Genomic DNA, 23826 nt, shown 5'->3' with positions numbered 1-23826 from the left:
GGTGGACCGTGATGTCTCCGCTCTCTCGCCGACGCTCGCCCTTCCGTCCCGTACGAGGGGCGGCCGCTCATGCCGCCCGCTGAGGGGAGGAAGCCGGACGGCCAGGGGGAGGCGCTGCTCGACGGGCTCACCGTCGACGAACGGCGCCCCGAGCGGCCCGTCCTGCTGGACGAGAGCGGGCGGCCCATCCGGACCTGGCGCGAGAACTATCCGTACGACAGGAAGGTCGGGCGGCGGGAGTACGAGCGGCGCAAACGCGTGCTCCAGATCGAGCTGCTGAAGCTCCAGCGCTGGGTCAGGGAGACCGGACAGCGCCTGGTGGTCGTGTGCGAGGGGCGGGACGCGGCGGGCAAGGGCGGTACGATCCAGCGCTTCACCGAGCGGCTCAATCCGCGCGGCGCCCGGGTCGTCGCCCTGGAGAAGCCCACCGAACGCGAGGCCGGGCAGTGGTACTTCCAGCGGTATGTCGCACATCTTCCGTCCGCCGGTGAGATCGTCTTCTTCGACCGCTCCTGGTACAACCGGGCGGGGGTGGAGCGCGTCATGGGCTTCTGCACCCCCGCCGAGTACGAGCATTTCCTGAGCCAGGCACCGGTGTTCGAGCGGATGATCACCGAGGACGGCATCCTGCTGGTGAAGTTCTGGTTCTCCGTCTCCCGCAACGAGCAGCGCACCCGATTCGCCATCCGGCAGATCGACCCCGTACGGCAGTGGAAGCTCTCGCCGACCGATCTCGCCTCCCTCGATCTGTGGGACGCCTACACGGTCGCCAAGATCGAGATGTTCCGGGCCACGGACACCCCGTACGCGCCCTGGACCGTCGTGAAGACGAACGACAAGAAGCGCGGGCGTCTTGAGGCGATGCGCAGTCTGCTCCGGCATCTGGACTACGCCAACAAGGACGCCGATGCCGTCGGAGAACCCGACCCGCTGATCGTCGGTCCCGCCGACACGCTTCTGGAGCCGGGGGAGGAGAGCACCGACCTGACACCCACGCCGCTGACCGGGCGCCGGCACGGGCCGGGCGCCCACCCCGCACCGGAGGACTGACCCCGGCCGGGGCACGGGTCCGGGCGGGGCGCGGGTCCTGGCGGGGCGCGGGTCCGGGTGAGGCACGGGTCCTGGCGGGGTGCCGGCGGGCCCACCACCCCTTTCACCGCGCGGACGCGCGTCCCCCCGCCCCCGCGCGGTGCCCCGGACGGGTACCAGGTGTTCCCACCACCGGACGGGGCCCCTGTTAGAGCGTCGGCACACCTCTGCGTGACGCCCCCGGATCGGACAGTGTTGAGCCGGACCGAAATCGCCGGACCGAAGTCCCAGTGCCGAAGGGGAGACAGTGACCGTGTCGTTCGATGAGGGTACGGCGGCCGTACGTGAGGTGGCCGGCGCCCGGTGGCGGATGGCGGTCGACGGGCAGGAGGATCTGCGGGAGGCGGCGTCCAGGGAGCTGGCGGATGTGCTGTTCGCGTCCTTCCCGAGGCGGGATCAGCGGCGCAAGGGCGAGCTGTATCTGCTCGGATCGCTGAACACCCCGGGCCGCAAGTCCATCCGTACCATCGCCGCGCACATGGGCGGTTCGGCGGCCGAGCAGAGCATGCACCACTTCATCAGCAGCTCCACCTGGGACTGGAAGCCCGTCCGGGAGGCGCTGGCGGTCTATCTCTCGCGGCTCAGCCCCCCGCAGGCCTGGGTGGTGCACCCCATGCCGATCCCCAAGGCGGGCGACCTCTCGGTGGGGGTCGAGCAGGTCCTCGATCCCTGTCTGGGAACCTTCCGCGGCCAGCGGGCCTTCGGGGTGTGGTATGCCTCGGCGGCCTTCGACACCCCGGTGAGCTGGCGGCTGTTCCTGCCGGACTCCTGGACACAGGACGAGACACGGCGACGGCAGGCCGAGATCCCGGAGGACGCGGGCGAGGAGACACTGGAGGAGTGCGCGGTCGAGGCGGTGCTGGACGTGCTGGGCTCCTGGAAGGTGCCGTCGCGCCCCGTGGTGCTGAACACGGAGATCGGGCATGTCACCGCCATCATGGACAGGTTCACCCGGGCCGGTGTCCCGGTGATCGCCCGGGTCACCGACACGGCCCGGTTCGTCGTCCATGACCCCGCGCTCCCCGGACACGCGGGCGGACAGCTCGCCGCCCAGCAGATCGCGATGGCGGCCCGCGGGCTGCGCAGGCGGGTGGGTCTGACGGAACGCTCAGGCGCGGCCGCCGGATCCCCCGGGACGCTCGCGGTGACCCTGTCCGTGGAGGCCGCGGGCCCGGCGGCGGGCCGGCGCCGGGCCGGTACGGGCGACGAGAACAGGGAGCTGGTGCTGCTCGCCGAGTGGAACGGCCCGCGCGGTATGCCGGACGCCCTGTGGGTGACCAATATGACGGCGATGTCGACCGGCGCCCTGCTGCGGATGACCAGGCTGGGCGGCAGGTCCGGTCACGATCTCGCCGCGAGCGGCGCGGACATGGGACTCAGGGACTTCAAGAGCCGTTCCTTCAACGGCTGGCACCGGCACATCACACTCGCCTCCGCCGCCCACGCCGTGTCGGCCCTGATCGAGGCCTCCACCCGGGTCGGGGCCCCCACCCGGGCGTCCGACTACGCGCACCGGTCCGCCTGAGCCGCCGGGGGCCGCGAGGCGCTGGGCCGGTAGACACTGTGGCGGGCCCGCTGGAGACGCAGCGCGAGCTGGATCTCCAGCGCGGTCGCGGGCTGCTGCCAGTCCGGTCCGAGCAGCTCGGTGACCCGCTCCAGCCGACGGGCGACCGTATTGGTGTGGACATGGAGGTCCTGCGCGGCATGGGTGGGGCTGCCGCCGGAGGCGAAATAGGCGTCCAGGGTGCGCAGAAGATCCGTGGAGCGCTGCGCGTCGTACTCGATGACCGGTCCGACGGCCGAGGCGATGAAGGCGCCGACGTCATGGTCGTCGGAGAGCAGCAGCCCGAGGAATCCCAGATCCCCGGCCGCCGCCGTGCCGCCGACACCGCCCAGCGCGACGAGGGTGTCGAGGCAGCGGAGGGCCTCCCGGTAGGTCTTGCCGACCGACGCCAGATTCCGTACCGGGCCCGCCGCGCCCGCCGAGACCGCGTGCCCGAGCAGCGGGGACAGTTCGTCGGCCGCCGCCCTGGCGGCCGCCGACGGGTCGGAGCCGGGCAGGAACAGCACCACGCACTCGCCGCGCAGGGTCTTGAGACCGGAGAGCCGGTAGGCGTAGGAGGAGGCCCAGATCGCGGCCTCGCCCTGCTTGCCGCCCTCGGGCCGCAGCGTCACCACCACATGCGGGGCGGTGGGATCGAGCCCCAGCCTGCGGGCGCGCTCGGCGAGATGACGCGGGGGCTGGAGGACGCCGGAGAGCAGGTCGTTGAGGTACTCGTCACGGGCCGGGCCGGCCGCCGCCGCGAGATTGTGCCGCAGCAGCAGCGCCATGGCGACGGTCTGGGCGGTGAAGTACAGCAGCCGCCGTCCCTCGTCGCTCAGCGGGCCCGGACTCCGGCAGATCAGCACCCCGGGGCCCTCCACCCCGGTGGTGACATGGGCGGCCCACAGATTCCCGGCCAGCTCGACCACGGAGGTCGAGGCATGGGAGCCCACCATGGCCCCGACCAGGGTGGCCGTGTCGACGTCCGGGACCTCGCCGGTGCAGGCCAGCACCAGGCCGTGCGCGTTGCGCACCATGAGATCGGCGCCCAGTGTGGTCGCCGCCAGCCGGATGATGTCGTACAGATCCGCCCCTTCCAGACACATGCCGGAGAGGGCGGCCTGGACCTCGGCCAGCGACCGGCTCTCGGAAAGGGCCGCGCCGATACGGGAGTTCTCGGCCCGCTCCCGGTCCAGCTCCGCCCGGACCCGGTCCATACGGCGGGTCGCGTCGATGACCGAGGCGGACAGATCGGCCAGCGAGCGCAGCAGGCTGACCTCGTCCGGCGAGAAGTGCCGGACGGCCCGGCACGCGCCGTACAGCGCCCCCGCGGTCCGGCCGTCATAGGTCATCGGCACCGCCAGAATCGCGTGCAGCCCCTCGGAGACCACGACTTCGTCGATGGCGTCCGAGTGCGGGAACCGGTCGTCGATCAGATAGTCGGGGGTCCAGAACGGGGCGCCCCGCTCCTGGGCCATGTCTCCCAGCCCCTGCCCCGGGCCCATCTCCAGCCCCACGTTGAGCGCGGTCGTGTCCCCGTCGGACTTGTGGACATAACTGCCGCCTCCCGGCAGCCGGAGGCTGACATACGCCATGTCGAAGTCGAGCAGCCGTCTGGCGTGCCGGGTGACGACGCTGAGCCGGCCGTCCAGCGACTCCTGGAAGGTCATGTCCTGGAGGACGTCGACCAGCGCGGCCAGCGCCGACTGGCGCCGGCGCCGCTGCTCGGTCCTGGTCCTGATGTCCAGTGCGATACGGACCGCGCGTTCGAGGCCGGGCAGCCGGACGTCGTCGGGGGAGCGCTCCCGCGCCTCCCGTAACAGGTCCTCGAAGCTACTCGTGGGCGCCTCGTCGGCCAGCAGTTCCAGGATCGCCAGCGCCTGAGAACCGGCGCTCGTGTCCTCGGAGTCCATCAGTTCCCCCCTGGGGCGTCTCGTTCGGATCGGGCCGGGCTCGCGTGCCCCGGTGTCGCGCCCCGCCGCGCCGCCGTCGGTCACCACGGCTTCGCCATGGCTCCCTTCCGCGCCCCGCGACCCACGCCACCCGGCCCCGCTCCCTGATCCGGCCAGATCCAAACAAAAGACCCTACGCGCCCCGAAGCCAAGATCATTGGCCGGACTTTAGTGAGGTGATTTACACGGGTCAAGCCGCGCCTTCCCGAAACGGGATTCGGCATGGTGCTCCGACCACCATATGGCCGGTCGCCGCTGTCGCGGCGCGACCTTCCGGCCACCGCGGCACTCGGAAATGATCACGGCTGGGCACCGCGGAGAGCGAAGTCCGAGGATTAGCGGGGTGGGGATGACAGAAATCGCGAGTTATACGAGTTCGCTCGCTCGAAGCAGGGCATCTCAGGCGAACGAGAACAGGCCGGATGTGTTCGCCATGGCGGGTCGCGAATGGGATCTGCTGGACGGGGTCTTCGCTCCGGTCCACTCGCCCACCACCGGCGTGGCCATGGAGTTGCTGGGACTCCCCGGGACCCGGGACCCGGATCCCGTGTTCCGCGCGGACGGTACGTTCCTGGAGATCGGGGCCGGGACGGGCGTCATCGCGGTCTCGGCCGCGCTGGCCGGCTGTCCGCGGGTGGTGGCGACGGACATCAACGCCCTGGCCGTACGGAACACCGCCATGAACGCCGAGCGGCACGGGGTCGCCGACCGGCTCGTGTCACTGCACGGCGACCTGTTCGACGCGGTCGGGGAGGGGGAGCGCTTCGACACCGTCTACTGGCACTCCAACTATGTGCTGGCACCGGCCGAGTACGAGTACCAGGCCGACCACGAGCGTGCCTATGTCGACCCGGGCTACGGTGCGCACCGCCGCTATCTGGCCGAGGCGCCCGGTCTGCTGACCGACGGCGGCACCGTACTCCTCCAGTTCGGCGAGCGCGGCGATCTCGGTCTGCTGCGGCGGCTCGCCGAGGAATACGGGCGGACTCTGCGTCCGGTGCGAAGGCGTCATTTGACCGAGGGCGACGAGACGGTGGAACTCGTCCTTTACGAAGTCATTATGAAGAATTGACGCTGTCGTTTCCGTCATTCGTCGCGGAGACGGCTCCGACACCCTCTGCGGAATCATCGTACGGGCACTGATCATCGACAATTGCGATTCTTTCACGCATAACCTCTTTCACTTCCTCGCCGAGCTGACGGGGCGGGAACGGGTCGTGGTATGCGATGACGAGCCCGCGTGGCACCCGTTCCGGGCGGTCCTGACGGCCGTCGGCGCACCGGTCGGCAGCGGTTGGACAGGCGCCCTGTTCGTGGGGGCCCGCGCCCTGATCTGATCTCCTCGAACGTCAACGCCGTTACTCATGGGGACACTTCACTCCCCGAGGAGGCCATCATGACCAGAGGCAGATCGGAAACCCTCACCGGGACGGTCGAGATCCCGTTCCCGGAGTACGACAACCCGCCCCCCGGGCCGTCCGGGCTCTTCCGGCACTGGTACGACACCGCCGTACAGGCCGGGGTGCGCGAGCCCGCGGCACTGGCCCTGGCCACCGCCGACAAGCGGGGCCGACCGTCGAGCAGGATCGTCGCGGTGAACGAGATCACGGACGAGGGGATCGTCTTCGCGACCCATCTCGGCAGCCGCAAGGGCCGGGAGATCGGCGAGAATCCCTGGGCCTCGGGCACCCTGTACTGGCGTGAGACCAGCCAGCAGGTGGTGATCAGCGGGGCCGTGGAACTCCTCGGGGCCGAACGGGCCGACGAGAAATGGCTGAGCCGGCCGGTGTTCACCCATCCGGCGTCGGCGGTGTCCCGCCAGAGCGAGGAACTGGCCGACATCGGGGCCATGCGGGCCGAGGTCGAGCGTCTCGCCGCGATCGGCGGCGCCCTGCCGCGCCCGGACGGCTATGCCGTGTATCTGCTGCGGTTCGACACCGTCGAGTTCTGGGCCAACGGTGAGGACCGGCTGCACCAGCGGCTGTGCTACGAGCGCGCGGACGAGGGAGAGGGGTGGACCGTCCGGCGTCTCCAGCCCTGAGCCGCGAGCGGGGGAGCGCCGTACGGTGAGGGCGCGGGCGAGTGCCGGAAGGGCACCCCCGCGCCGTCCCCTGCCAGCACCGTTCCCGTACTGGTACCGTCCCCCGCCCCTGTCGTCTCCTGCCGGCACCGTGCTCCCGACGCCGCGGACCTGAGGCGGGGGCGAACCGCGCCTCAGCCGCGGTGGACGTCCACCGCCGCCTCGGCGTCGTACCCGCCGCCGTCGAGTACGAGGCCGGTCTCCGCCTCGACCCGGGGCGCGAGGCCGGGGTCCTCCTCGACACAGCGCAGGAACGCCGACCTGGCCTCCGCGGGGCGGTCCAGTTTCAGCAGGCAGACGCCCAGGTGGAGTTGGGCCTCGGGGTCGCCGGTGGCCTCGAACGCCGCCGACAGGTCGGCCAGCGCCTTGTCGGGGTTCCCCGTCTCCAGATACGCGACGCCCCGGTTGAACCGGACGTCGGGGGTGTCCTCCAGGTCCAGCGAGCGGCCGAAGTCGTCGATCGCGTCCGCGAGTTCGCCGCGCTCGTAGGAGACCGCCCCCCGGGCCGCCCAGGCCGGGGCGTAGTCGGGGCGGGCGGTGACCAGACCGGTCAGTGCCGTATGGGCGGCGTCCGCGTCCGAGGCCGCGAGCAGTTGACCCCGCAGACAGAGCAGCGGGGCGTTGTCCGGGTCGAGTTCGAGCCCGGCGCCGATGTCCCGGCCCGCGCCGGCCGGATCGTCCGTCGCGTACAGCAGGCTGGCCCGGTTCACATAGGCGTCCACCCGGCCGGGGTCCAGCTCGATGGCATAGCCGAAGTCCGCCAGCGCGCCCGGTATGTCACCGAGTTCCAGAAGGGTGTCCGCACGGTTGTACACCACCTCGGGGAACGGCGGGGACAGCGCCATCGCCCGCTCGTAGCAGACGACGGCCTCGGCCGGCCGGTTCAGCCTGCGCAGCAGATTGCCGCGGTCGAAATGGTATTCGGCGTGATTGGAGTCGATGGCGATCACATCGTCGAGGTCGGTGAGGGCCTCCTCGTAGCGGCCCAGCGCGATGAGGACCTGGGAGCGGTTGTGCTTGAGCACCGAGCGGTGCAGCGCGTGCTCGTCGGCCTCCAGACTCCGGTCCAGCCAGGTGATGCCCTCGCTGACCAGTGCCAGCGCCTCGTCCAGGTTGCCTTCGTGGACGGCCACCAGGGCCAGGCCGTTGCGGTTGAAGACGGTCTGGAAGGCGCGTTCGGCCGGGTCCGGGATCGCCTGGGCGAAGGCGACCGCGGCGTTGGCCCAGGCCCGCGCCGTCGAGTGGTCCTGCTCGTCGCGGGGGAGATACCGGGTGTGGATCATCGAGGTGGCGTAGGCGGCCTGCATATGGACCATCGGGCTGTCGGTGGACGCGCGCGCTCCCTCGTACAGCACCAGGGCCTCTTCGGGCCGGCCGAGCGCGGCCAGCGATGTGGTCTTCTTGGTGGTGAACGCCCACCAGTCGCTCCGTGCCGTGGCCGGGTCGACCAGGGCCAGACCGCGCTCGGCGAAGTCCACCGTCGCGTGGTAGAAGCCCAGGTCCACACAGATGTCCAGGGCGGTGCGCAGGGCGCCGGCACCGGCGCCGGCCGGGTCCCCGCCGCGTTCGCGGTGGTACGGCACGGCCCCGAGCGCGAGCGAGGGTTCACCGGCGGCCATCAGCGCGTCGGCGCGTGCCTCGTGCAGGGCGGCCCGGTCGGCGGGAGCGAGACCTTCATAGGCGGCGCGTGACCGGGGATCGTCGTCCACGCAGTCGCCGTCGACCCACCGGGCGGCGAGATCCGCCGCGGACAGCGGCGGGAGCGGCGGCAGTTGGGTCTCCCCGCCGGTGATCACCCGCGCGTACCGCTCCAGGGCCGGGCGGAGAGGCTCCGCGAGCGGGCCCGGCGGTGTGTTCAGCTCGTCGCCCGCCGTGGCGATCCGCAGCCGCAGCAGAGCGGGGTCGGCCCGGCGCAGCAGCACCGCCAGCAGTTCCTGGTCGGTGGGGTCGGCCTCGTGCGCGTTGTCCACGAGGAGCAGCCGGGGACCGCCGCCGAGACGGCGCAGATGACCGTGCAGGAACTCCGTCAGACCGTGCGCGATCCGGGCCGTGCGCAGCCGGGAGTAGAAGCGCGTCCGCTCCTTCGGCACGGCCAGCGATGTGAGCGTCTCCCGGGTGGCCGGCACCACACCGCGCAGTTCGGGGGTGAGCGCGAGGATCTCCGTCTCGTGCGAGGCGACGAGGCCGGGCCAGTCCCGCAGCGCCTCGGGCACCACCGCGCGCATCAGGGCGCCGCCCGCCGAGTAGGGGCCGCGCAGCCGCCGGTGCGCGTCGAGCACGGCGAGCACCGGCGCCTCGGCCCCGGCGGCGAGCAGCCGTCGCCGGTCGTGCCGATGGCGGGCGCGGATCCACTGGTGGGGGACGTCTGACACGGCTGCTCTCCTACTCGCTGGCGTGACGGGTACCCGCCGGAACGGCGGGGCTACTCACTGAGGGGACGGAGTGCCGACTTCCTGGCCTTCCGGGCCCGGAAGGCCAGCACCCCCACGATGCCGAACTGGAGGACGTTGAGCGCCACGAGCGTGGCCGAGTCGGCCAGTTCCGCGGTCGCGGGGTCACCGGTCAGCCGGCCGAAGACACCCGACAGGAACTGGTACGCCGTGGGCAGCCCGGCCAGGACCAGACTGGTGAGCATCACCGCGTAGCCGACGAGCATCACCCAGCTGTACCACTGCGCGGCCTTGCGGTCGGCGGGGGCGAAGACGGACTCGTCGACCAGCCGTTCCTTCCTGCCGCGCAGCCGGTTGTAGCGGTTCTTCGTCACCTGTACGGAGGTGCCGTGCAGATCGGTGCAGCCCAGGACCGTGGTGACCAGGTAGTAGACATCGGTGCGCAGATAGAAGTACATCTGCCAGACCATGCGCAGGATCGTGCTGAAGGCGAGCGCCAGAGCGACCCTGCCGAGGGCGGAGAAGCTTCCGTCGGGCTCCCGGGTCCACGCGGCGATCAGGGTCAGCGTGGACCAGACCACCGCGTCGGCGCCCAGACCGGCCAGCATCGGCAGATACCGCTTTCCGCGCTCGACGACGACCAGGCCGTCCATCGAGGTCTCCAGCACGACGAAGTACAGCCGGCGTCCGATCGACAGCCGGGTGCGCAGCCCGAGCCGGCGGCCGGCCAGCGCGTGCGCCGCCTCGTGCAGCAGCATCAGCGGCACCTGGCCGACGAACAGGCCGAGTTCGACGATGGTGTAGTAGTCGGAGAAGAAGATGTGCCGGTAGTGCGGCGCGAGATCCGTGCGCAGTACGGAGGCGGTGATCGCGGCGGCGACCAGCAGGGCGTACACGGCCGCGGCCGGCGGGGAGAAGACGGCCTTCCCGAACCGCTGCCAGCGTACGGGCCCTTCGCCGGCCGGCGCGCCGGCGGCGGAGTCCGTGCCGGCGGGGTTCCTGCCGCTCGGGTCCGTGGCGGACTGGTCAGTGGCGGACACCGGGCCCCGGACGGCCGGACGCAGCAGGCCCACCTCGCCGAGATCGGCGATCAGCCCGGCGACATCGGCTTCCTCGCCATAGGTCGTCTCGTACCACAGGGCGGCCTCGCGCGGGGTGTCCCCCGCGGCCAGACGGCGTACCAGCTCGGCCCCGTCGGTCGGCAGGATCACATACGCGTCGATGTCCGGGCGGCCCAGCGTGGTTGTCTCGCCCTCGTCGAGATAGACCAGGGGATGCACAGTGACCGGCAGGTCGAGCTCGACATCGCCGGAATCGTACTCGACAGTGCCACTCATGACGGGTTCCTTCGGCGATCGGGAGGTGCCGCCCCGTGGTGCGGGGCGGCACCCCCCGGCGGATCAGTGCGGGAACGGGAAGGTGGGGAGCGTGGGGATGTTCGGCTCGCAGGTGTTCCCGTAGATGGCGCTGGCGGCGGCCGTCAGGCGGACGGGGCCGGCAACACGCACCGTGATCTTCTTGAGGGATCCGGTCTTCTTCATGGTGTTCACCTCCTTCTGGGTGTCGGCGGCGGTCCCGGTCCCGGGGATTCGGGGCCGGAAGCTTGGGGGCGCCCGTCGTCAGACGGGCGACTGGAGGACGCTGCGCAGGTCCTCCAGCAGATCCAGCGCCCGGGACCTCGGGCCCTCCGCGAGATCCGGCGAAGGGCGGGGATCCACGGGGCGCGCGGTCGCGCGGCGGTCGTCCGCCAGGCGCAGTGCCGTGGCGGCCTGCCGGGCGAACAGGGCGAGCAGATCGAGTTCACCGAGGCTGGAGCGGGCCTGCGGGGCGGGGTCGAGCACTTCCAGTACGCCGAGGACCCGGTCGCCGTGGATCAGCGGCGCGGCCATCAGCGCGTCGGGCACGAACTCCGTCGACTTCGCGAAGTCGCGGTCGAACGCGGCGCTGCGCGACAGATCGGCGACGATCATCGGCTCGCCCGAGGTGACGACCCAGCCCGCGATACCGCTGTCGGCCGGGAAGCGCCGCCCGACGAGGAACGCCTCCCCGCGTCCCGAGACCGCCTGGAAGACCAGCTCGTGCGCGGCCTCGTCCAGCAGGAACACCGAACTCGCCTCGGCGCCGAAGATGGCCCGCGCCACTTCCACCACGGACCGCAGGAGCTCTCCGGCGAGCGGGTCGACGGCGGACACGGCGGACTCGTTCCCTGCACTGCTTTCGCTCACTGGGCACCCCTGGCGGCGACTTCGACGTTTGCTGCGGAAAGGTAGAGAGCGGTCTTGAGCTGGAAGGTGGTCATCCGGCGGTGCTCGGAGAGGATCCGCGCGCACAGGCCCGCGACATACGGCGTCGCGAAGCTGTTGCCCGTGGTCCGCATCGTGGTGCCGCCGAGCCAGGCGACCTGTATGTCCTGGCCGGGCGCGAAGAACTCCACGGGGGGCCGCGGGTTGTAGAGATACAGGTCCGGGTCGCTCTCCCGGTGGCTGCCGACCGAGATCACGGACGCGAAGCGCCACGGGAAGCTCTCCACCGGGGTGTTGTGGGCCGAGGCCACGATCACGGTCCTGCGGAAGTACGCCTCGTCGGCGAGGGCGTGCAGCTCCGGCGCGAACCGCGTACGGGTGGTGGAGAGGCTCAGATTGATCACGTCGAAGCCCTGGCGGACCGCCCAGCGCAGACCGGCGAGCATGATGTCGCCGGTGCCGGAGAACCCCTTGCCCAGCACCCGGACGCTGTACAGCTCGCACTCGGGCGCCGTGGCGCGGATGATCCCCGCGCAGGCCGTGCCGTGTCCGCAGGCGTCCCCGCTCTCGGTGCGCTCCACCGTGATCCCGTCGGGGCCCTGGACGACGGCCCAGGCGCCGTCGACGGCGCCGATCAGCGGATGGTCCCGCTCCACACCGGAGTCGACGACACACACCTTGATCCCGCGCCCCCGGGCACGCGTCCCGGCCGACGGCGCGGGCATGGGCGGCGCGTCGGCGGTGACGCGGACATCCCGAGGGCCCTCGCCCCGCAGACTCCAGACCAGGCCGGGGCGGTGCGCCGTTCCGTCACCGCTCGTCGTGCGGCTCCCCGGGGTCTCGCCGTGCCGGTCGCCGGTCCCGGCGTAGTTGTCGCTCATACCGACTCCGCCGTTCGCGCGGCCCGGCGCAGACCGGGCAGGTGCTCCTTCGCCCCGAACCGTCCGCGCGCCAGCTCCGCGGCCTCCCGTGCCTCCGGGCGGCGGCCGAGCCGCCCCAGCACCTCGGCCCGGTCGAGCAGGGCGACCGCCTGGACGACCGGGGAGTCGGTCGCGCTGGCCGCGCTCACGGCGTCGGAGGCCAGTACGAGTGCCTCCTCGGCGCGCTCCCGGGCGGCGGAGATACGGGCGAGGACGCCGTAGAGAGCGGCGGTGTCGGAGCGGGGCAGGCCGGTAGTGGCCATGGCGGCCCCGCCGCCGGGCGACAGGCCCGCCGAGGTCGCGGAGTGCGAGGCGAGGCGCGACTCGGCCTCGTCGACACGGCCCGCGTCCAGCAGTACGCGCGCGGCCTCGCGGGTCACCGTGCCGAGAAGTCCGCCGGCCCCCAGCCCGTCCGCGGCGTCCGCCGCCTCGTCCAGCAGATCGAGCGCGCGCTCGCCCCGGCCCGCCAGCGATTCCACCGCCGCCGCGAACATGGGTACCACCACGGCGCCCTCGGCATAGCCGAGTTCGGCGGCGATCCGGCGCGCGTCGGCGAGTCGGGCACGGGCCTCGTCCCACCGCTCCCGCAGGGCGACGAGCACCGCGAGCGGACAGTTGAGCGTCAGCCGTACGGTCGGCCGGGGGCCGCCGTGCTCGGCCAGCAGCGCGCAGCCGCGTGCCAGCGCCGTGGGCACCGGCTCGGGCCCCCGCCACAGCGAGACACCGATGGCGCCGAGTGCCAGGGCGCGCTCCGGTTCGGCGCCGTGGCGCACCGCGTGGTCGAGAGCGCGGGTGAGCAGGGAGTCGGCCTGGCCGTGCCGGCCCTGGAGCTGGCGTTCCTGCGCCATGCGGATACACGCCCTGGCCTGGCCCAGTTCATCACCGGCCCGCTCGAAGACGGGCAGGGTGAGCCGGGCCGTCTCCGCGATGTCGCCGGGGTCGTCGGCGGGCGGCGCGGCGGCCAGCGCGAGCCGGGCGTGGGCTGCTTCCACGGCCGGGACATCCCCCGTACGCGTACTCCCGCCGGCGCCCTGCCGGGTGCCGAGCACGGCGAGCAGCAGGCCGCGGCCTTCGTCGGTCCGGCCGGTGGCGAGCCGCACCTCACCCAGGCGCCGCGCGGCCTCGGCCCACTCGGGCTCCGTTCCCGTCCTTGTCTCCGTCCCGGTCCCGGTCCCCGTACCCGCCCCTGTTCCTGTCTCCGTCGAGAGTTCCACCGCCCGTGCGAGCAGCGTGCCGGCCCAGGCGAGGTCGGACCGGGCGAGTGCCCGGGAGCCGGCGCCGATCAGCAACTGGGCGGCGCGGCGGCGCAGTTGTCCGGTGCGCGCGTCGAGTACGCCCAGTTCGGCGCGGTAGCGGAAGGCGCGCTCCAGATGGCCCGCCACGGCCGCGTCCCGCTCGGGCGACGCGTACTCGGACGAGTGCTCAGGAGATGAAGGCTGGGAAATCGAGTGCGGGGGGATCGGGTGCTGGTGAGCGGGGTGCGGGGCAGTGGGGCGTTGGGGAGTGGGGCGCTGGTGAGTGGGGTGCTCGGCGGCCGGGCCGCCGCTCCCACCGCCCGTCCGGGCCAGCAGCACATCGGCGGCACGCTCGTGCCGCTCGGCCCGGACCCGTTTGGCCATGGACTCGTATGTGATCTCGTGCACGATGACATTGCTGAACCGGAGCGGAGCGCGGCCGGAGGCGGTCCGCCCCACCGGCTGTACCAGACGGCGTCGGCAGAGCCGGGTCAGCGCCGAGCGGACAGAGTCCTCCGGACAGCTGTCCACACCAGCCGTACGCGCCGCGCCCGTACCCGTACCCGTACCCGTACCTGAGGTGCCCGTATCCGCCGACCCCGCGCGAGCGCCCGCACCCGTACCCGCCGTACCGCTGTGCAGGGGGCCGCCGGGCGCGCCCTCCGGGCAGACGGCCGCGAGCGCGGCCACCTCGTCGGTGGTGAACTCCCGTCCCACGACGGCCGCGAGGTCGAGTGCGGCCCGCTCGGCGCCGCCGAGCGCGTCGATACGCGCCCCGAGCAGCGCCTGGAGGGTGGGCGGCAGATCGCCGCGGCCGTCCGCCCCGTACGCGGACTCCGGCTCGGAGACGGTGGCGAGAAGCTGTTCCAGATAGAACGGGTTGCCACCGGCGGCCTCCAGGACCCGCACGGGGACCGCGCCGCCGTCCGCGCCGGCCCAGTGGGCGCTCACCTCGGTCAGCGCGAGAGCCACCGACTCGGACTCGGCCGCCGTCAGCCGCGGCAGCATCAGCGCGCGGGAGCGCAGCCGGCCACTGCCCCAGCCGGGCCGCCGGTCGAGCAGTTCCGGACGGGCCAGACAGACGAACAGCACCGCGGACGGGTCCAGTTCCTCGATCAGACGGCCGAGGACGTCGAGCAGCGGATCGCTCGCCCAGTGGCAGTCGTCGATCATCACCACGACGGTCCGGTACCGGGAGAGGACGGTCAGCAGGGCCACCACGGCGGCGCATGTCTCGCCGACCGAGGGATTGGGGGTGCCGTCCTTGAGCAGACCGGCCGCCAGTACCTCCGACGCGGCGCTCCACACGGCTCGTTCCGCCGGGTCGGAGAGGTGAGCGAGGTCGGAGAGGTCGGAGAGGTCAGCCAGGCCGGCCCGCTCACCGGGCCGTTCCCCGGTGACCGTGTCCGGGCCTGCCGTGTCCGCGCCTGCCGGGTCCGTGCCGGCCGTGTCCGGGCCGGTCCCCGTTCCGGCGGTCCGGCCGAGGAGCGCGGTGATCGCCTCGGCCAGCGGCGCGAGGCTGCCGTGGTCCCCGTAGGGGCGGCAGCGTCCCGAGCCGAGGACCACGGACGACGCGGTGCGTTCGCGCCACTCGTGCAGCAGACGGGTCTTGCCCATCCCCGCGTCGCCGTAGACGGTGACCAGATACGAGCCATGGCCGTCGGACACATCGGCGAGAGCCAGGTTCAGTTCCGTCAGCTCCCGCCCACGCCCGACGAAGGGCACGTCGAAGCGGCGCAGCAGCTCCGGCGCGTCCTCCCCGATGCCGGTGAGCCGATAGGCGGTGAAGGGTTCCGCCTTGCCCTTCAGCGTCAGCGGACCCACGTTCTCCGTCCGCGCGCCCGCCCCGGCCGCGCGCCGGGTCTCCGGGCCGATCAGAATCTCACCGGGGGAGGCGTGCTGCTCCAGCCGCGCGGCGATATTGACCGTCTCGCCGGAGACGAGGGCCTGGCGGGCGCTGACATCCGTACCGCTCACCACGGGGCCCGAGTTGACACCGATCCTGACGCGGAGCCGGATCCCGAGGGACGGTTCGAGCTCCGTGTCGTTCAGTTCCTCCACCGCGTCCAGCATGGCGAGCGCGGCGGTCAGCGCCCGCAGGGCGTCGTCCTCGTGCATCTCGGGGATACCGAAGACGGCCATCACCGCGTCCCCGATGAACTTCTCCACGGTGCCGCCGAACTCCTCCAGCCGCGCCCGCATCAGCCCGAAGTACCGCAGGGTCACGGCACGCAGCGCCTCCGGGTCCAGCGTCCCCGACAGCGCCGTGGAGCCGACGAGATCGCAGAAGACGACGGTCACCGTCCTCCGCTCCTCGGCCTGCGGGACCGGGCGTGCGGCGACGGTCGCCCCGCAGAGCGGGCAGAACCGCGCGCTCCGCGGCAGCAGGCCTTCGCACGAGGCACACCGCATGGATCGTTGTCCTTTCAGCTCTGGGGGAGACATCGGCTTCGGGAGGGGGACATCAGCTCGGTCAGGGAGAGACCGGCTTCGGGAGGGGGGCCGGACCCGCGAGGGGACGTCACCCGTGGGCGGAAGACCTCAGAAGAGGGCCCCGCCGGCGATCTCGCTGTGTGCCTGGACCTCGGGGCCCACCTCGTCGAGGCGTGCCTTGATGTCCAGGAGCAGGAAGACCTCGTCCGGAGTGAGACCGCCGAGCACCTGGCGCTGTTCGTCGTTGAGTTCGGAGAGCGGGAAGCCGTGCTCTTCGAGGGTGGTCAGCGCGTCGGGGGCGGGGGGTCCGGGGAGGGGGCCTCGGGGCTCGTTCATGACGTGTCCGTTCCTGGCGTGGGGCCGTACGGGCGCGGTGCGGAACGTGCGTCACGGTCGACGCACCCGAACAGTTCGACGAGCGCGTCCAGCGTGTGCAGACCGCTGACGGTGACAGCGGAACTCAGGGCGGGGCTCAGCGGCAGCCGGTCGAGCAGGGCGAAGAGCGCCCCCGCGTGTCCGGTGTCCAGACCGGCGTGTGCGCGGACGGTGGTCACGGCCGCCTCCGGCAGACCGGTCGCGGAGACGATACGGTCCGCCAGCCAGGGCGCGGGCGCGTTGGCCTCCAGGACCGCGATGTGACCGAGCAGGGTGACCGGGTGGTGGTACTCGATCCAGTACTGCTGCGCCCCCACGAGACGGGCGACGGCGGGCTGGGGAAGCGTGGTGAGAAGGGTCTCCGGGTCGCCGCCGAGGGCCGCGAAGTCGGCCAGCAGCCACTCGTCGTGGCCGCGCTCCTCGTCGATGTGCTCCCGGAGATAGCCCGCCAGCGGTGCGGCGACCCGGTCGCGCGGCCCGAGTTCGGCGCAGCGCGCCGCCGCGCGCTCCATCAGCGGCACCGATGCCCGGATCACCCCGTGCATGGCCCGTACGTAGGCGGTGTACCGCTCCCGGAGTCCCTGGGCACGCCACAGCCGGGCGGTCGACGCGGCGAGCGCCGGAGCGGTGAGCGCCAGCCTGGCCCGCAGAGCCTGTCCGGTGAGGACGGCCTGTCCGGCGAGGACGGCGGCGCCCGCGTCGGTCAGGGGGGCGCGGTTCCGGTCGGTCTTCGGATGTACGGGCGCCCTCATCACGGCGTCTCCCGCTGTGAGGTCCCGTGCTGCGAGGTCCCGCGCCGTGAAGCGCCGTGCCGCGTAACGGAGTCCGGTACGGAGCCCGACGCCGGCGGCCCCGGCATCAGCGGCCCAGGCGCCGACGGACCCGGCGCCATCGGAGCCCGCGTCGGCGGAGCCGTCGGGGCCGGGTTCGCGGGCTTCGGACGGAGGGACACCAGACCGGCGTGCCGGGCGCTGCCGTGGCGGCGTACGAGCGCGACCGGGCCCGCTTCGGCCTGGAGCCGGGCCGCGTGCCGGTCGAGCAGCGCGCCCGCCGCTCCCGAGGCGACCTTGTCCGCCGTGGCCAGCGCCTCGGGGTGCTCACCGAGCCGCCGGCACCCCGCGCAGTAGCCCCGCGCGGAGGCGCCGGGCGCGGAGCGGTGCAGCAGATTGGCAGGACCCACCGTCCTGATCATCCGCAGCGCCGGTGACGAGGACGACCGTTCCCGGATCTCTCCCCAGGTGTCCACCGCGATATGACCCAGCGTCAGATGGGCGGGCGGCGGGCGGGTGTCCACCGTCTGCTGGTTGCAGCAGGCGAGGACGGTCCCGTCGTGGGCGACGACCGGCCAGGCGGCCATGGAGCAGGGGAGCGCGCGCCGTGGATCGGGCGCCGCGGGACGGGCGGTCGCCCAGGACGCCGCGCGGCCGACGGCCCGTACGGTGTTCACCAGCATCGGCACCCGGTCCGCGAAGGTCTCTCGGACCTCGGCGACAAGGTCGGTGAGATACGGATCGTCCGGTCCCGAGCCGACGAGATGGAGGCTGGCGGGCACTCCGGCGTCCAGGACCCGCCGTACCGTACGGAAGACCGCCCGGCGCGGCACCTCCCGTTCGTGGAAGGCGTCGACGCTCACGGAGAAGTGGTCGACCGAGGTGATCGCCCGCAGGATCTTCGCCGGGATCGGGGTGTCCAGGGAGCCGGTGTCCGCCGCGAAGAACGCCCCGGTCAGCAGCGCGCAGCGGGTGCCGGCCCGATGGGCACGCGCGGCCAGTTCCGTCACCAGATCCGGTCGCAGCAGGGGTTCGCCGCCGGACATCATCAGCACGTCGGGGCGGTCGTCCGCACGGAACGAGCCGACGAAGCGCAGCAGTCGGCCGCCGTCCGGCTCCTCGGAGTCCATGGTGGACGAGGAGGAGCAGTGGGCGCAGTGCAGCGGACAGCGGCGGGTGAGATTCAGCAGCAGCCCGGCGCCCGGCATCGGGCGCAGGCTCATCAGCTCGGCGAGTTCCACGGTGCTTCCTCCTCTCCCGGTGGTGCGGGCTCTCCCGGTGGTGCGGGCCGGATCGCGGTGCGGGGCGGGTCGCGGTGCAGGGAAAGTCTCCGGGCGGCGGGTTCGGAACCCCGGTCACAGCCGCCTGGTAATCGGTAAATCCGCAGGCGGGAGGGGGGTCCGAAGGTCTTTGCCATGACCTGGTCAGGCCATCGCGTGACGGGGTCCCGCCGCGTCGGCGAGGGACTGTTGCCGCGCGTAGACATGCAGCAGACGCGGGAGTTCGTAGAGCACCGCGTGCGCGGTGACCTCGCTGTCCGGCAGGGCGATCATTCCGGCGTCCATCAGGGATTCCAGCTCCCTGCGGGCCTGGTCCTGCCCACGGGCGAGCACGGCCGCCGCCTCGTGGAGCGTGAAGACGGGCTCCGGAAGGGTCCCGAGGCGGCGCAGCACCGTTCTGCTGGCCTCGGGCAGATCACTCCAGCACTTCGACAGCCGGGGGCGTACGTCCATGTCGCCCGCCGTGAGTTCGTCGAGCAGGGTGCTGTCGTCGGCCAGTCGCGCCGCGTACTCACCGAGCGGGAGATGGCGCAGTACGGCCAGTTTCAGTCCGCTCACCCGGACGGCGAGGGGCAGCATGCCCGTGGCCGCGACGATGCGTTCGGCGGCGCCCCGGTCGCCCCTGAGCCGGTCGGGTCCGATGATGCCCGCCAGGAGGTCGAGGGCCTCGGACATGGAGAACGGCGCCAGGGCGACCCGGTGGGCCGGGGCGAGTCCGCCCAGCTGGGAGCGGGCGGTGATCATCACGGCGCTGGCTCCGGCCTCCGGCAGGAGCGGCCGGACATCGGCCTCGGCGGCGGCGTCGTCCAGCAGGAGCAGAAGTCTTCGGTGCGCCAGCCAGGCCCGCCACACGGAGGCCGTCTCGTCCGGGTCGTCGGGGCCATTCGGGCCGTCCGGCACCGCGCCGCCGGACACCGGACGGGCGAGGCCGACGAGCCGGGCGAGTTCGGTGAGCACGGCGGGCCACGGCCGGGGGGCACCGGCGGCGTCGCGCATCCGTACCAGCAGCCGGCCGTCGGGGAACGCGTCGGCGAGCCGGTGCGCGACATGGACGGCCGTCTCGGTCTTTCCCATGCCGACCGGGCCGGTGAGGACCGCGACCCGCCGTTCGGCGTGGCTGTCCCGACCGAGCAGCGTCATCAGTTCGCGCACCTGGTCGTGGCGGCCGGTGAAGTCCCCGGGATCCCGGGGCAGCAGAGAGCGCAGACCGCCACGCGCGGGTAAGGCGACGGAGGAGCTCGGACCCGGCGGGGCGCCGGTGCCGTCCTGACAGCCGTCGAGCATCGACCGGTAGAGCGCCTGGAGCGAGGGACTCGGCTGAAGGCCGAGTTCGGAGGCGAGGAGCTGGCGCAGTCCCTCGTACGCGGCGAACGCCTCGGTCTGCCGGCCCAGCCGGCACAGCACATTCATCTGGACCGCCCGCAGCCGCTCCCGCAGCGGATGCTGTTCCACGAGATCGGCGACGGTCTCGGCGATGCGCGGGGCGTTGCCGAGGCTCAGCTCCGCCTCGGCCCAGTCCTCGTACAGCTGGAGGTAACGGCTGTTCAGACGCTCGCTCTCGTCCAGGACCGCCCGGGAGCAGAGGAGTTCGGGGAGGGCGGGACCGCGCCAGAGGTCGAGTGCCTCCCGCAGCAGCCGGGCGGCCGGGACCGATGCCCCGTGGCGCAGCGCGTCCCTGCCCGACTGGACGAGGCGGTGGAAGCGCAGCGAGTCCAGCTCGTCCTCGCCGACGCGCAGCACATAGCCACCGGCCTGGTGTTCGAGCCGGCCCCGGACCCCGGCGTCGTCCAGCAGCTTGCGCAGGGCCGAGACATACACCTGGAGGTTCTTACGGGCCGTACGCGGTGGCATGTCGGCCCACAGCGCGTCCGTCAGCGTGTCGACGGAGACCGGCTTGTTCGGCCGGCAGAGCAGCATCGCCAGGAGCAGACGCTGCTTCAACGGACCGAGAGGGAGGGCGCGTCCGCCGAGATGAACCGAGAGCGGGCCGAGGACGGAGAACCGTATGCCGCCGGTCCGCGGTTCGGCGATGCCGTTCATCACGTTCGTACCCCCTGGGTGTCGAGGCGGCGTGTCGGCGGCCGGCGGCGCGGGAGCACAGGGCGACCGTGCCTGCCCGGCGGCCATAAGCTGAAATGAATAAGTGTGGATACATCATTAATCTCCGTTCGGGTGGACGCAAGAGGTACCTGGTGGCGGCCGGTTCACGGCGCCGTCCGACCCGGACCACCCCTCTGGTATGCGGGGATACCGGACGCATACCGACCTTTGGGCATCTGTGAATCGGCCTGTTCTAGCTTCTGGTGCTGCCGGCGTACCCCCGTCGTCGGACACGGTTCGCTATCTGAGGAGAAGCCATGGCCGAGAACACCGAGCCCACGAACGAGTCCACCGAGCCGGCCGAGGCCGAGGCCGAGGTCGAGGCGCACGCCGAGTCGCCGCTGGAGCTCCAGGAGCTGGACGGCGCCGTTCCCGGCAAGGACCTGGACCAGCCGGGCACCAGCAACATCAGCGTCGCCCTCTGCTGACACGCTCCCCACGATCGACGGTGCGTCCGGCCGCTGTCACCGCGCGGCCGGACGCGCCGCTGTCCCTCCCCACCCGAAGACCGTCCGAAGCCGTCCGAGGCCGTCCGAAGTCACCTGAAGCCGCCCGAAGTCCCGCCGGAGAGAGGTTCATGGACATGCCCGTCGCTTTCGCCGTAGCGGACAGAGAGTTCTACGCGCCGCTGGAGAGCAGCCGGGACCGGGGCGAGATCTTCCGGCCCGCGAGCCCGCCGGAGGGCTGGCTCGACATCGACTTCGGAGTCTGGACCACCTGGTACCGGGAGGACAGGAAGCCCGGCGTCGAGGACGGCTGGAAGGTCCATGTCTCCGCCCGGAGCGACCGGCTGGCACCCGTTCTCGACACGGTCGCGGAGATCTGCTTCGAGCAGGAGGTGACGTTCAAGCACCTCTCCTGCCGGCTGTTCTATCTGTGGACCCATCACAAACAGGCCGCGCGCCAGGCGAACGGCAAGTTCATCGCCGTCTATCCCAGGAGCGCGGAGGCCGCCGGCGCGCTGATGGAACGGCTGCGCGAGGCCCTCGCCGACGAGGAGGGGCCGCACATCCTCACCGACCGGCGCTACAAGGACTCCCGTACGGTGCACTACCGCTACGGGGCCTTCACGCGCCGCAGCCGTATCCGGCCCGACGGTACGGATCTGCTGCTGGTGCGCGACGGGAACGGCCAGGAGACGGAGGACCGGCGGGGGATGTCCTTCGTCCTTCCCGAGGGTGTGTCGGATCCCTTCACCGAGCGGGTGGCCGCGGCCCGCCGTCCCGCGGCCCGTTCCGCCTCCGCCTCCGGCCCCGCCGCCAAGAAGCTCTCCTTCCAGGGATATGTCTTCGACGAGGCCGTGCGGTTCAGCAACGGCGGCGGTGTCTACCGGGGGCACGAGGAGGCCTCCGGCCGCCCGGTGTTCCTCAAGGAGGCGCGGGCGCACTCCGGTGTCGACCAGGACGGCGCCGCCGCGCCGGACTATCTGCGGGGCGAGTGGCGGGTCCTCCAGGAGCTGCGGACGACCGATCCCGGACTGGCCCCCGAGCCCGTCGCCTACTTCCGCCAGGGGGAGCACGAGTTCCTGGCCATGGAGCTGATCGAGGGCAAGTCGCTGAACAGCTGGATGGCGGACAACCAGCCCATGCTGAGCGGGGAGCGGACTCCGGAGGCCTTCGCCGCGTACTACCGGCGGTGCGAGAGGGTCCTCGCCGGGATCGAGGAGGCGCTGGAGCGGCTGCACACGGCCGGCTATCTCTTCGTGGACGTCAGCCCCGGCAATGTCCTGGTGACCGAGGACGACGGGGTGAGACTGGTCGACTTCGAGGCGACGCGGCGCCCCGGCACCCCGTTCACCCCGCTGGGCACCCTCGGCTACTCCCCGCCGCCCGAACTCGTCGCCGGGGCGGGCGGCGATCCGTTCCTCTACGACGACTACGGGGTCTCGGCGCTGGCCCAGCTGCTCGTCGGCCCCTACCACCATTCGATTCGCCACAACCCGGACACGCTGTCGCATCTGCGCCATGAGCTGAGCGCCTACGCCCCCGTCTCCGAGGTCCTGTGGCGCCGCGCCACCAAGTTCCACCGGCCGGACGGACCGACCGCCGGACCTACCCCCGGGACCAGCGCCGGACCGACCGCCGGACCGACCGCCGGGGCGGCGGCGCCCGGCCGGCCGGAGCGGCTGCCCACGCCCGAGTCGGTGGCGGCGGAACCACTGCGTCATCTCGCGGAGCTGAGGGACCGGACCGGGGACGCGCTCCTCGCGATGGCCGATCTCGACCACCCCGCCCGGGTGTTCCCGACGGTCCCGGACGGATACCGCACCAACACCCTCTGCGTGGCCTATGGCACGGCGGGTGTCGTGCATGCCCTGGGCAGGGCCGGCCGTACCCTCCCCGACGGGCTGCTGGAACGGCTGCGCCGCGACGCCCTCGCCGCCAGGACCGATCTCGCCCCGGGCCTGTACGTCGGTCTCTCCGGTATCGCCTGGATACTCGCCGAACACGGTCTGCTGGACGAGGCACGCGAGCTGCTCACCGTGGCCGACGGCCATCCGCTCACCACCGGCGCCGCGTCGGTGACGCTGTACGGCGGCTCCGCCGGACTCGCCCTGGCGCATCTCGCCCTGTACGGCCGTACCGGCGACGAACACCACGTCGACCGGGCCCAGGCACTCGCCGCCGCCCTGCCCTCCGACGAGACGATCACCCCCTCGCTCGGGCCCGACGACGCCACCGGTCTGATGCACGGACGCTGTGGCGTCGCCCTGATGCTGCGTCAACTGGCCGCCGTCACCGGAGAGCGGGACCATCTCCGGCGCGGGGTACGGCTGTTGCACGCCGAACTCGACCGGGACCCCGCCCCCGGGACGCCCCGGATGTACTTCCCGATCTCCGCGGCCGACAGCCGCAGCCTGCCCTATCTGTACTGCGGCTCGGCGGGAATGGCCCACACGGTCACCCGCTATCTGCGCGCCGTCGACGACCAGCGGCTGGCCGAGGCGCTGCCCCGGCTGCTGGCCGCCCTGCGCTCCGGGGCCCCCGCGATGTCCGGACTCCAGCAGGGACTCGCCGGTCTCGGCTTCGCGCTCGCCGACCACGCCGTGCTCACCGGGGACGAGCCGAGCCGCCAGGAGGCGATCCGGATCGCGCGCGGACTCTACAAGTTCGCGGTTCCGCACCCCACCGGAGTGCGCTTCCTGGGCGACCGGCTGCTGCGGTTCAGCGCCGACCTGTGGAGCGGCTCCGCGGGTGTCCTGCTCTTCCTGTCGGAGCTTCTCGACCCGCGCCCCGGCGCCCTTCTCACGGCGGGCCTGCCGGCCGCCGTGACCACACCCGAATCCGCCCTGGCCCCCCGGTGAGGCACTTCCATGGATGAACCGGAGAGCACCCCCCGGCCGCCGCGCCGGTCCGGCGCGAAGCGACCCGCGCCCGGCGCGAAGCGACCCGTACCCGGCGAGGAAGCACCCGTGC

At 72.5% G+C, this 23826-nt stretch carries 17 protein-coding genes; 6 read left to right on the top strand and 11 right to left on the bottom strand.

All coding sequences use genetic code 11. From position 1 onward, the window contains the following. Window positions 1–69: 69 nt before the first annotated feature. Entirely contained in the window at window positions 70–1050 is a 981-nt protein-coding gene (gene ppk2, locus ACWGDX_RS04520) for a polyphosphate kinase 2 (protein ID WP_453622163.1), read from the top strand. Window positions 1051–1342: 292 nt separating this feature from the next. Beyond that, the gene (locus ACWGDX_RS04515; RefSeq protein ID WP_453622161.1) at window positions 1343–2614 is read left to right on the top strand and encodes an IS701 family transposase; all 1272 of its coding nucleotides are present in this window, start codon (window positions 1343–1345) and stop codon (window positions 2612–2614) included. Here ACWGDX_RS04515 and ACWGDX_RS04510 read toward each other — a convergent pair. Next, window positions 2593–4545, bottom strand: a complete 1953-nt coding sequence (locus ACWGDX_RS04510; RefSeq protein ID WP_453622159.1) for a helix-turn-helix domain-containing protein — start codon at window positions 4543–4545, stop codon at window positions 2593–2595. The two genes, ACWGDX_RS04515 and ACWGDX_RS04510, sit on opposite strands and share 22 nt — an antisense overlap. A 472-nt stretch (window positions 4546–5017) precedes the next feature. On the opposite strand from ACWGDX_RS04510, the gene ACWGDX_RS04505 reads away from it, so the two are divergent. Then, a complete protein-coding gene (locus ACWGDX_RS04505; protein WP_453622157.1) occupies window positions 5018–5656 on the top strand; it encodes a 50S ribosomal protein L11 methyltransferase in 639 nt (212 codons plus the stop codon). A 324-nt stretch (window positions 5657–5980) separates the two neighbouring features. After that, on the top strand, window positions 5981–6625 hold the full coding sequence (gene phzG / locus ACWGDX_RS04500) for a phenazine biosynthesis FMN-dependent oxidase PhzG (RefSeq protein WP_453622155.1): 645 nt from the start codon (window positions 5981–5983) through the stop codon (window positions 6623–6625). Between the two features lie 173 nt (window positions 6626–6798). Here phzG and ACWGDX_RS04495 read toward each other — a convergent pair whose 3' ends face one another. The 10 genes from ACWGDX_RS04495 to ACWGDX_RS04450 form a co-directional block, all read right to left on the bottom strand. Then, a complete protein-coding gene (locus tag ACWGDX_RS04495) occupies window positions 6799–9036 on the bottom strand; it encodes a tetratricopeptide repeat protein (RefSeq protein ID WP_453622153.1) in 2238 nt (745 codons plus the stop codon). 50 nt (window positions 9037–9086) lie between these two features. After that, complete coding sequence (locus ACWGDX_RS04490) at window positions 9087–10391, bottom strand: hypothetical protein (RefSeq protein ID WP_453622151.1); 1305 nt, start codon at window positions 10389–10391, stop codon at window positions 9087–9089. Window positions 10392–10454: 63 nt separating this feature from the next. Then, window positions 10455–10595 (bottom strand): hypothetical protein, encoded by a 141-nt coding sequence (locus tag ACWGDX_RS04485; protein WP_363086306.1) that lies wholly within the window; start codon window positions 10593–10595, stop codon window positions 10455–10457. A 78-nt stretch (window positions 10596–10673) separates the two neighbouring features. Beyond that, window positions 10674–11279: a GAF domain-containing protein gene (locus tag ACWGDX_RS04480; protein ID WP_453622149.1), complete on the bottom strand. Its 606-nt coding sequence runs from the start codon at window positions 11277–11279 to the stop codon at window positions 10674–10676. After that, window positions 11276–12178, bottom strand: coding sequence for a S8 family peptidase (locus ACWGDX_RS04475; RefSeq protein WP_453622147.1), 903 nt, complete (start codon window positions 12176–12178; stop codon window positions 11276–11278). The genes ACWGDX_RS04480 and ACWGDX_RS04475 overlap by 4 nt, the downstream gene beginning before the upstream one ends. Next, window positions 12175–15864 (bottom strand): adenylate/guanylate cyclase domain-containing protein, encoded by a 3690-nt coding sequence (locus ACWGDX_RS04470; RefSeq protein WP_453622145.1) that lies wholly within the window; start codon window positions 15862–15864, stop codon window positions 12175–12177. Before ACWGDX_RS04470 ends, ACWGDX_RS04475 begins: the two co-directional genes overlap by 4 nt. A 129-nt stretch (window positions 15865–15993) precedes the next feature. Continuing rightward, complete coding sequence (locus ACWGDX_RS04465; RefSeq protein ID WP_365901115.1) at window positions 15994–16221, bottom strand: aroma-sacti cluster domain-containing protein; 228 nt, start codon at window positions 16219–16221, stop codon at window positions 15994–15996. Continuing rightward, window positions 16218–17012, bottom strand: coding sequence for an iron-containing redox enzyme family protein (locus ACWGDX_RS04460; protein ID WP_453622143.1), 795 nt, complete (start codon window positions 17010–17012; stop codon window positions 16218–16220). The genes ACWGDX_RS04465 and ACWGDX_RS04460 overlap by 4 nt, the downstream gene beginning before the upstream one ends. After that, window positions 17012–18271 (bottom strand): radical SAM protein, encoded by a 1260-nt coding sequence (locus ACWGDX_RS04455; RefSeq protein WP_453622141.1) that lies wholly within the window; start codon window positions 18269–18271, stop codon window positions 17012–17014. Before ACWGDX_RS04455 ends, ACWGDX_RS04460 begins: the two co-directional genes overlap by 1 nt. A 183-nt stretch (window positions 18272–18454) precedes the next feature. Further along, the gene (locus ACWGDX_RS04450) at window positions 18455–20350 is read right to left on the bottom strand and encodes a BTAD domain-containing putative transcriptional regulator (protein ID WP_453622139.1); all 1896 of its coding nucleotides are present in this window, start codon (window positions 20348–20350) and stop codon (window positions 18455–18457) included. A 317-nt stretch (window positions 20351–20667) separates the two neighbouring features. On the opposite strand from ACWGDX_RS04450, the gene ACWGDX_RS04445 reads away from it, so the two are divergent. Both ACWGDX_RS04445 and lanKC read left to right on the top strand, forming a co-directional pair. Next, on the top strand, window positions 20668–20838 hold the full coding sequence (locus ACWGDX_RS04445) for a hypothetical protein (RefSeq protein ID WP_453622137.1): 171 nt from the start codon (window positions 20668–20670) through the stop codon (window positions 20836–20838). A gap of 155 nt (window positions 20839–20993) precedes the next feature. Next, the gene (gene lanKC, locus ACWGDX_RS04440; protein ID WP_453622135.1) at window positions 20994–23714 is read left to right on the top strand and encodes a class III lanthionine synthetase LanKC; all 2721 of its coding nucleotides are present in this window, start codon (window positions 20994–20996) and stop codon (window positions 23712–23714) included. Window positions 23715–23826: the final 112 nt, after the last annotated feature.

The organism is Streptomyces sp. NPDC055025 (genome assembly GCF_053608565.1).
This window is presented reverse-complemented; position numbering and strand designations above follow the sequence as displayed.

Excerpts from the sequence above, each read along its gene's own strand:
- ppk2 (WP_453622163.1), top strand. The coding sequence starts at position 70 with ATGCCGCCCGCTGAGGGGAGGAAGCCGGACGGCCAGGGGGAGGCGCTG.
- ACWGDX_RS04510 (WP_453622159.1), bottom strand. The coding sequence starts at position 4,545 with ATGGACTCCGAGGACACGAGCGCCGGTTCTCAGGCGCTGGCGATCCTG.
- ACWGDX_RS04505 (WP_453622157.1), top strand. The coding sequence starts at position 5,018 with ATGGCGGGTCGCGAATGGGATCTGCTGGACGGGGTCTTCGCTCCGGTC.
- phzG (WP_453622155.1), top strand. The coding sequence starts at position 5,981 with ATGACCAGAGGCAGATCGGAAACCCTCACCGGGACGGTCGAGATCCCG.
- ACWGDX_RS04490 (WP_453622151.1), bottom strand. The coding sequence starts at position 10,391 with ATGAGTGGCACTGTCGAGTACGATTCCGGCGATGTCGAGCTCGACCTG.
- ACWGDX_RS04485 (WP_363086306.1), bottom strand. The coding sequence starts at position 10,595 with ATGAAGAAGACCGGATCCCTCAAGAAGATCACGGTGCGTGTTGCCGGC.
- ACWGDX_RS04475 (WP_453622147.1), bottom strand. The coding sequence starts at position 12,178 with ATGAGCGACAACTACGCCGGGACCGGCGACCGGCACGGCGAGACCCCG.
- ACWGDX_RS04470 (WP_453622145.1), bottom strand. The coding sequence starts at position 15,864 with ATGCGGTGTGCCTCGTGCGAAGGCCTGCTGCCGCGGAGCGCGCGGTTC.
- ACWGDX_RS04465 (WP_365901115.1), bottom strand. The coding sequence starts at position 16,221 with ATGAACGAGCCCCGAGGCCCCCTCCCCGGACCCCCCGCCCCCGACGCG.
- ACWGDX_RS04460 (WP_453622143.1), bottom strand. The coding sequence starts at position 17,012 with ATGAGGGCGCCCGTACATCCGAAGACCGACCGGAACCGCGCCCCCCTG.
- ACWGDX_RS04450 (WP_453622139.1), bottom strand. The coding sequence starts at position 20,350 with ATGAACGGCATCGCCGAACCGCGGACCGGCGGCATACGGTTCTCCGTC.
- ACWGDX_RS04445 (WP_453622137.1), top strand. The coding sequence starts at position 20,668 with ATGGCCGAGAACACCGAGCCCACGAACGAGTCCACCGAGCCGGCCGAG.
- lanKC (WP_453622135.1), top strand. The coding sequence starts at position 20,994 with ATGCCCGTCGCTTTCGCCGTAGCGGACAGAGAGTTCTACGCGCCGCTG.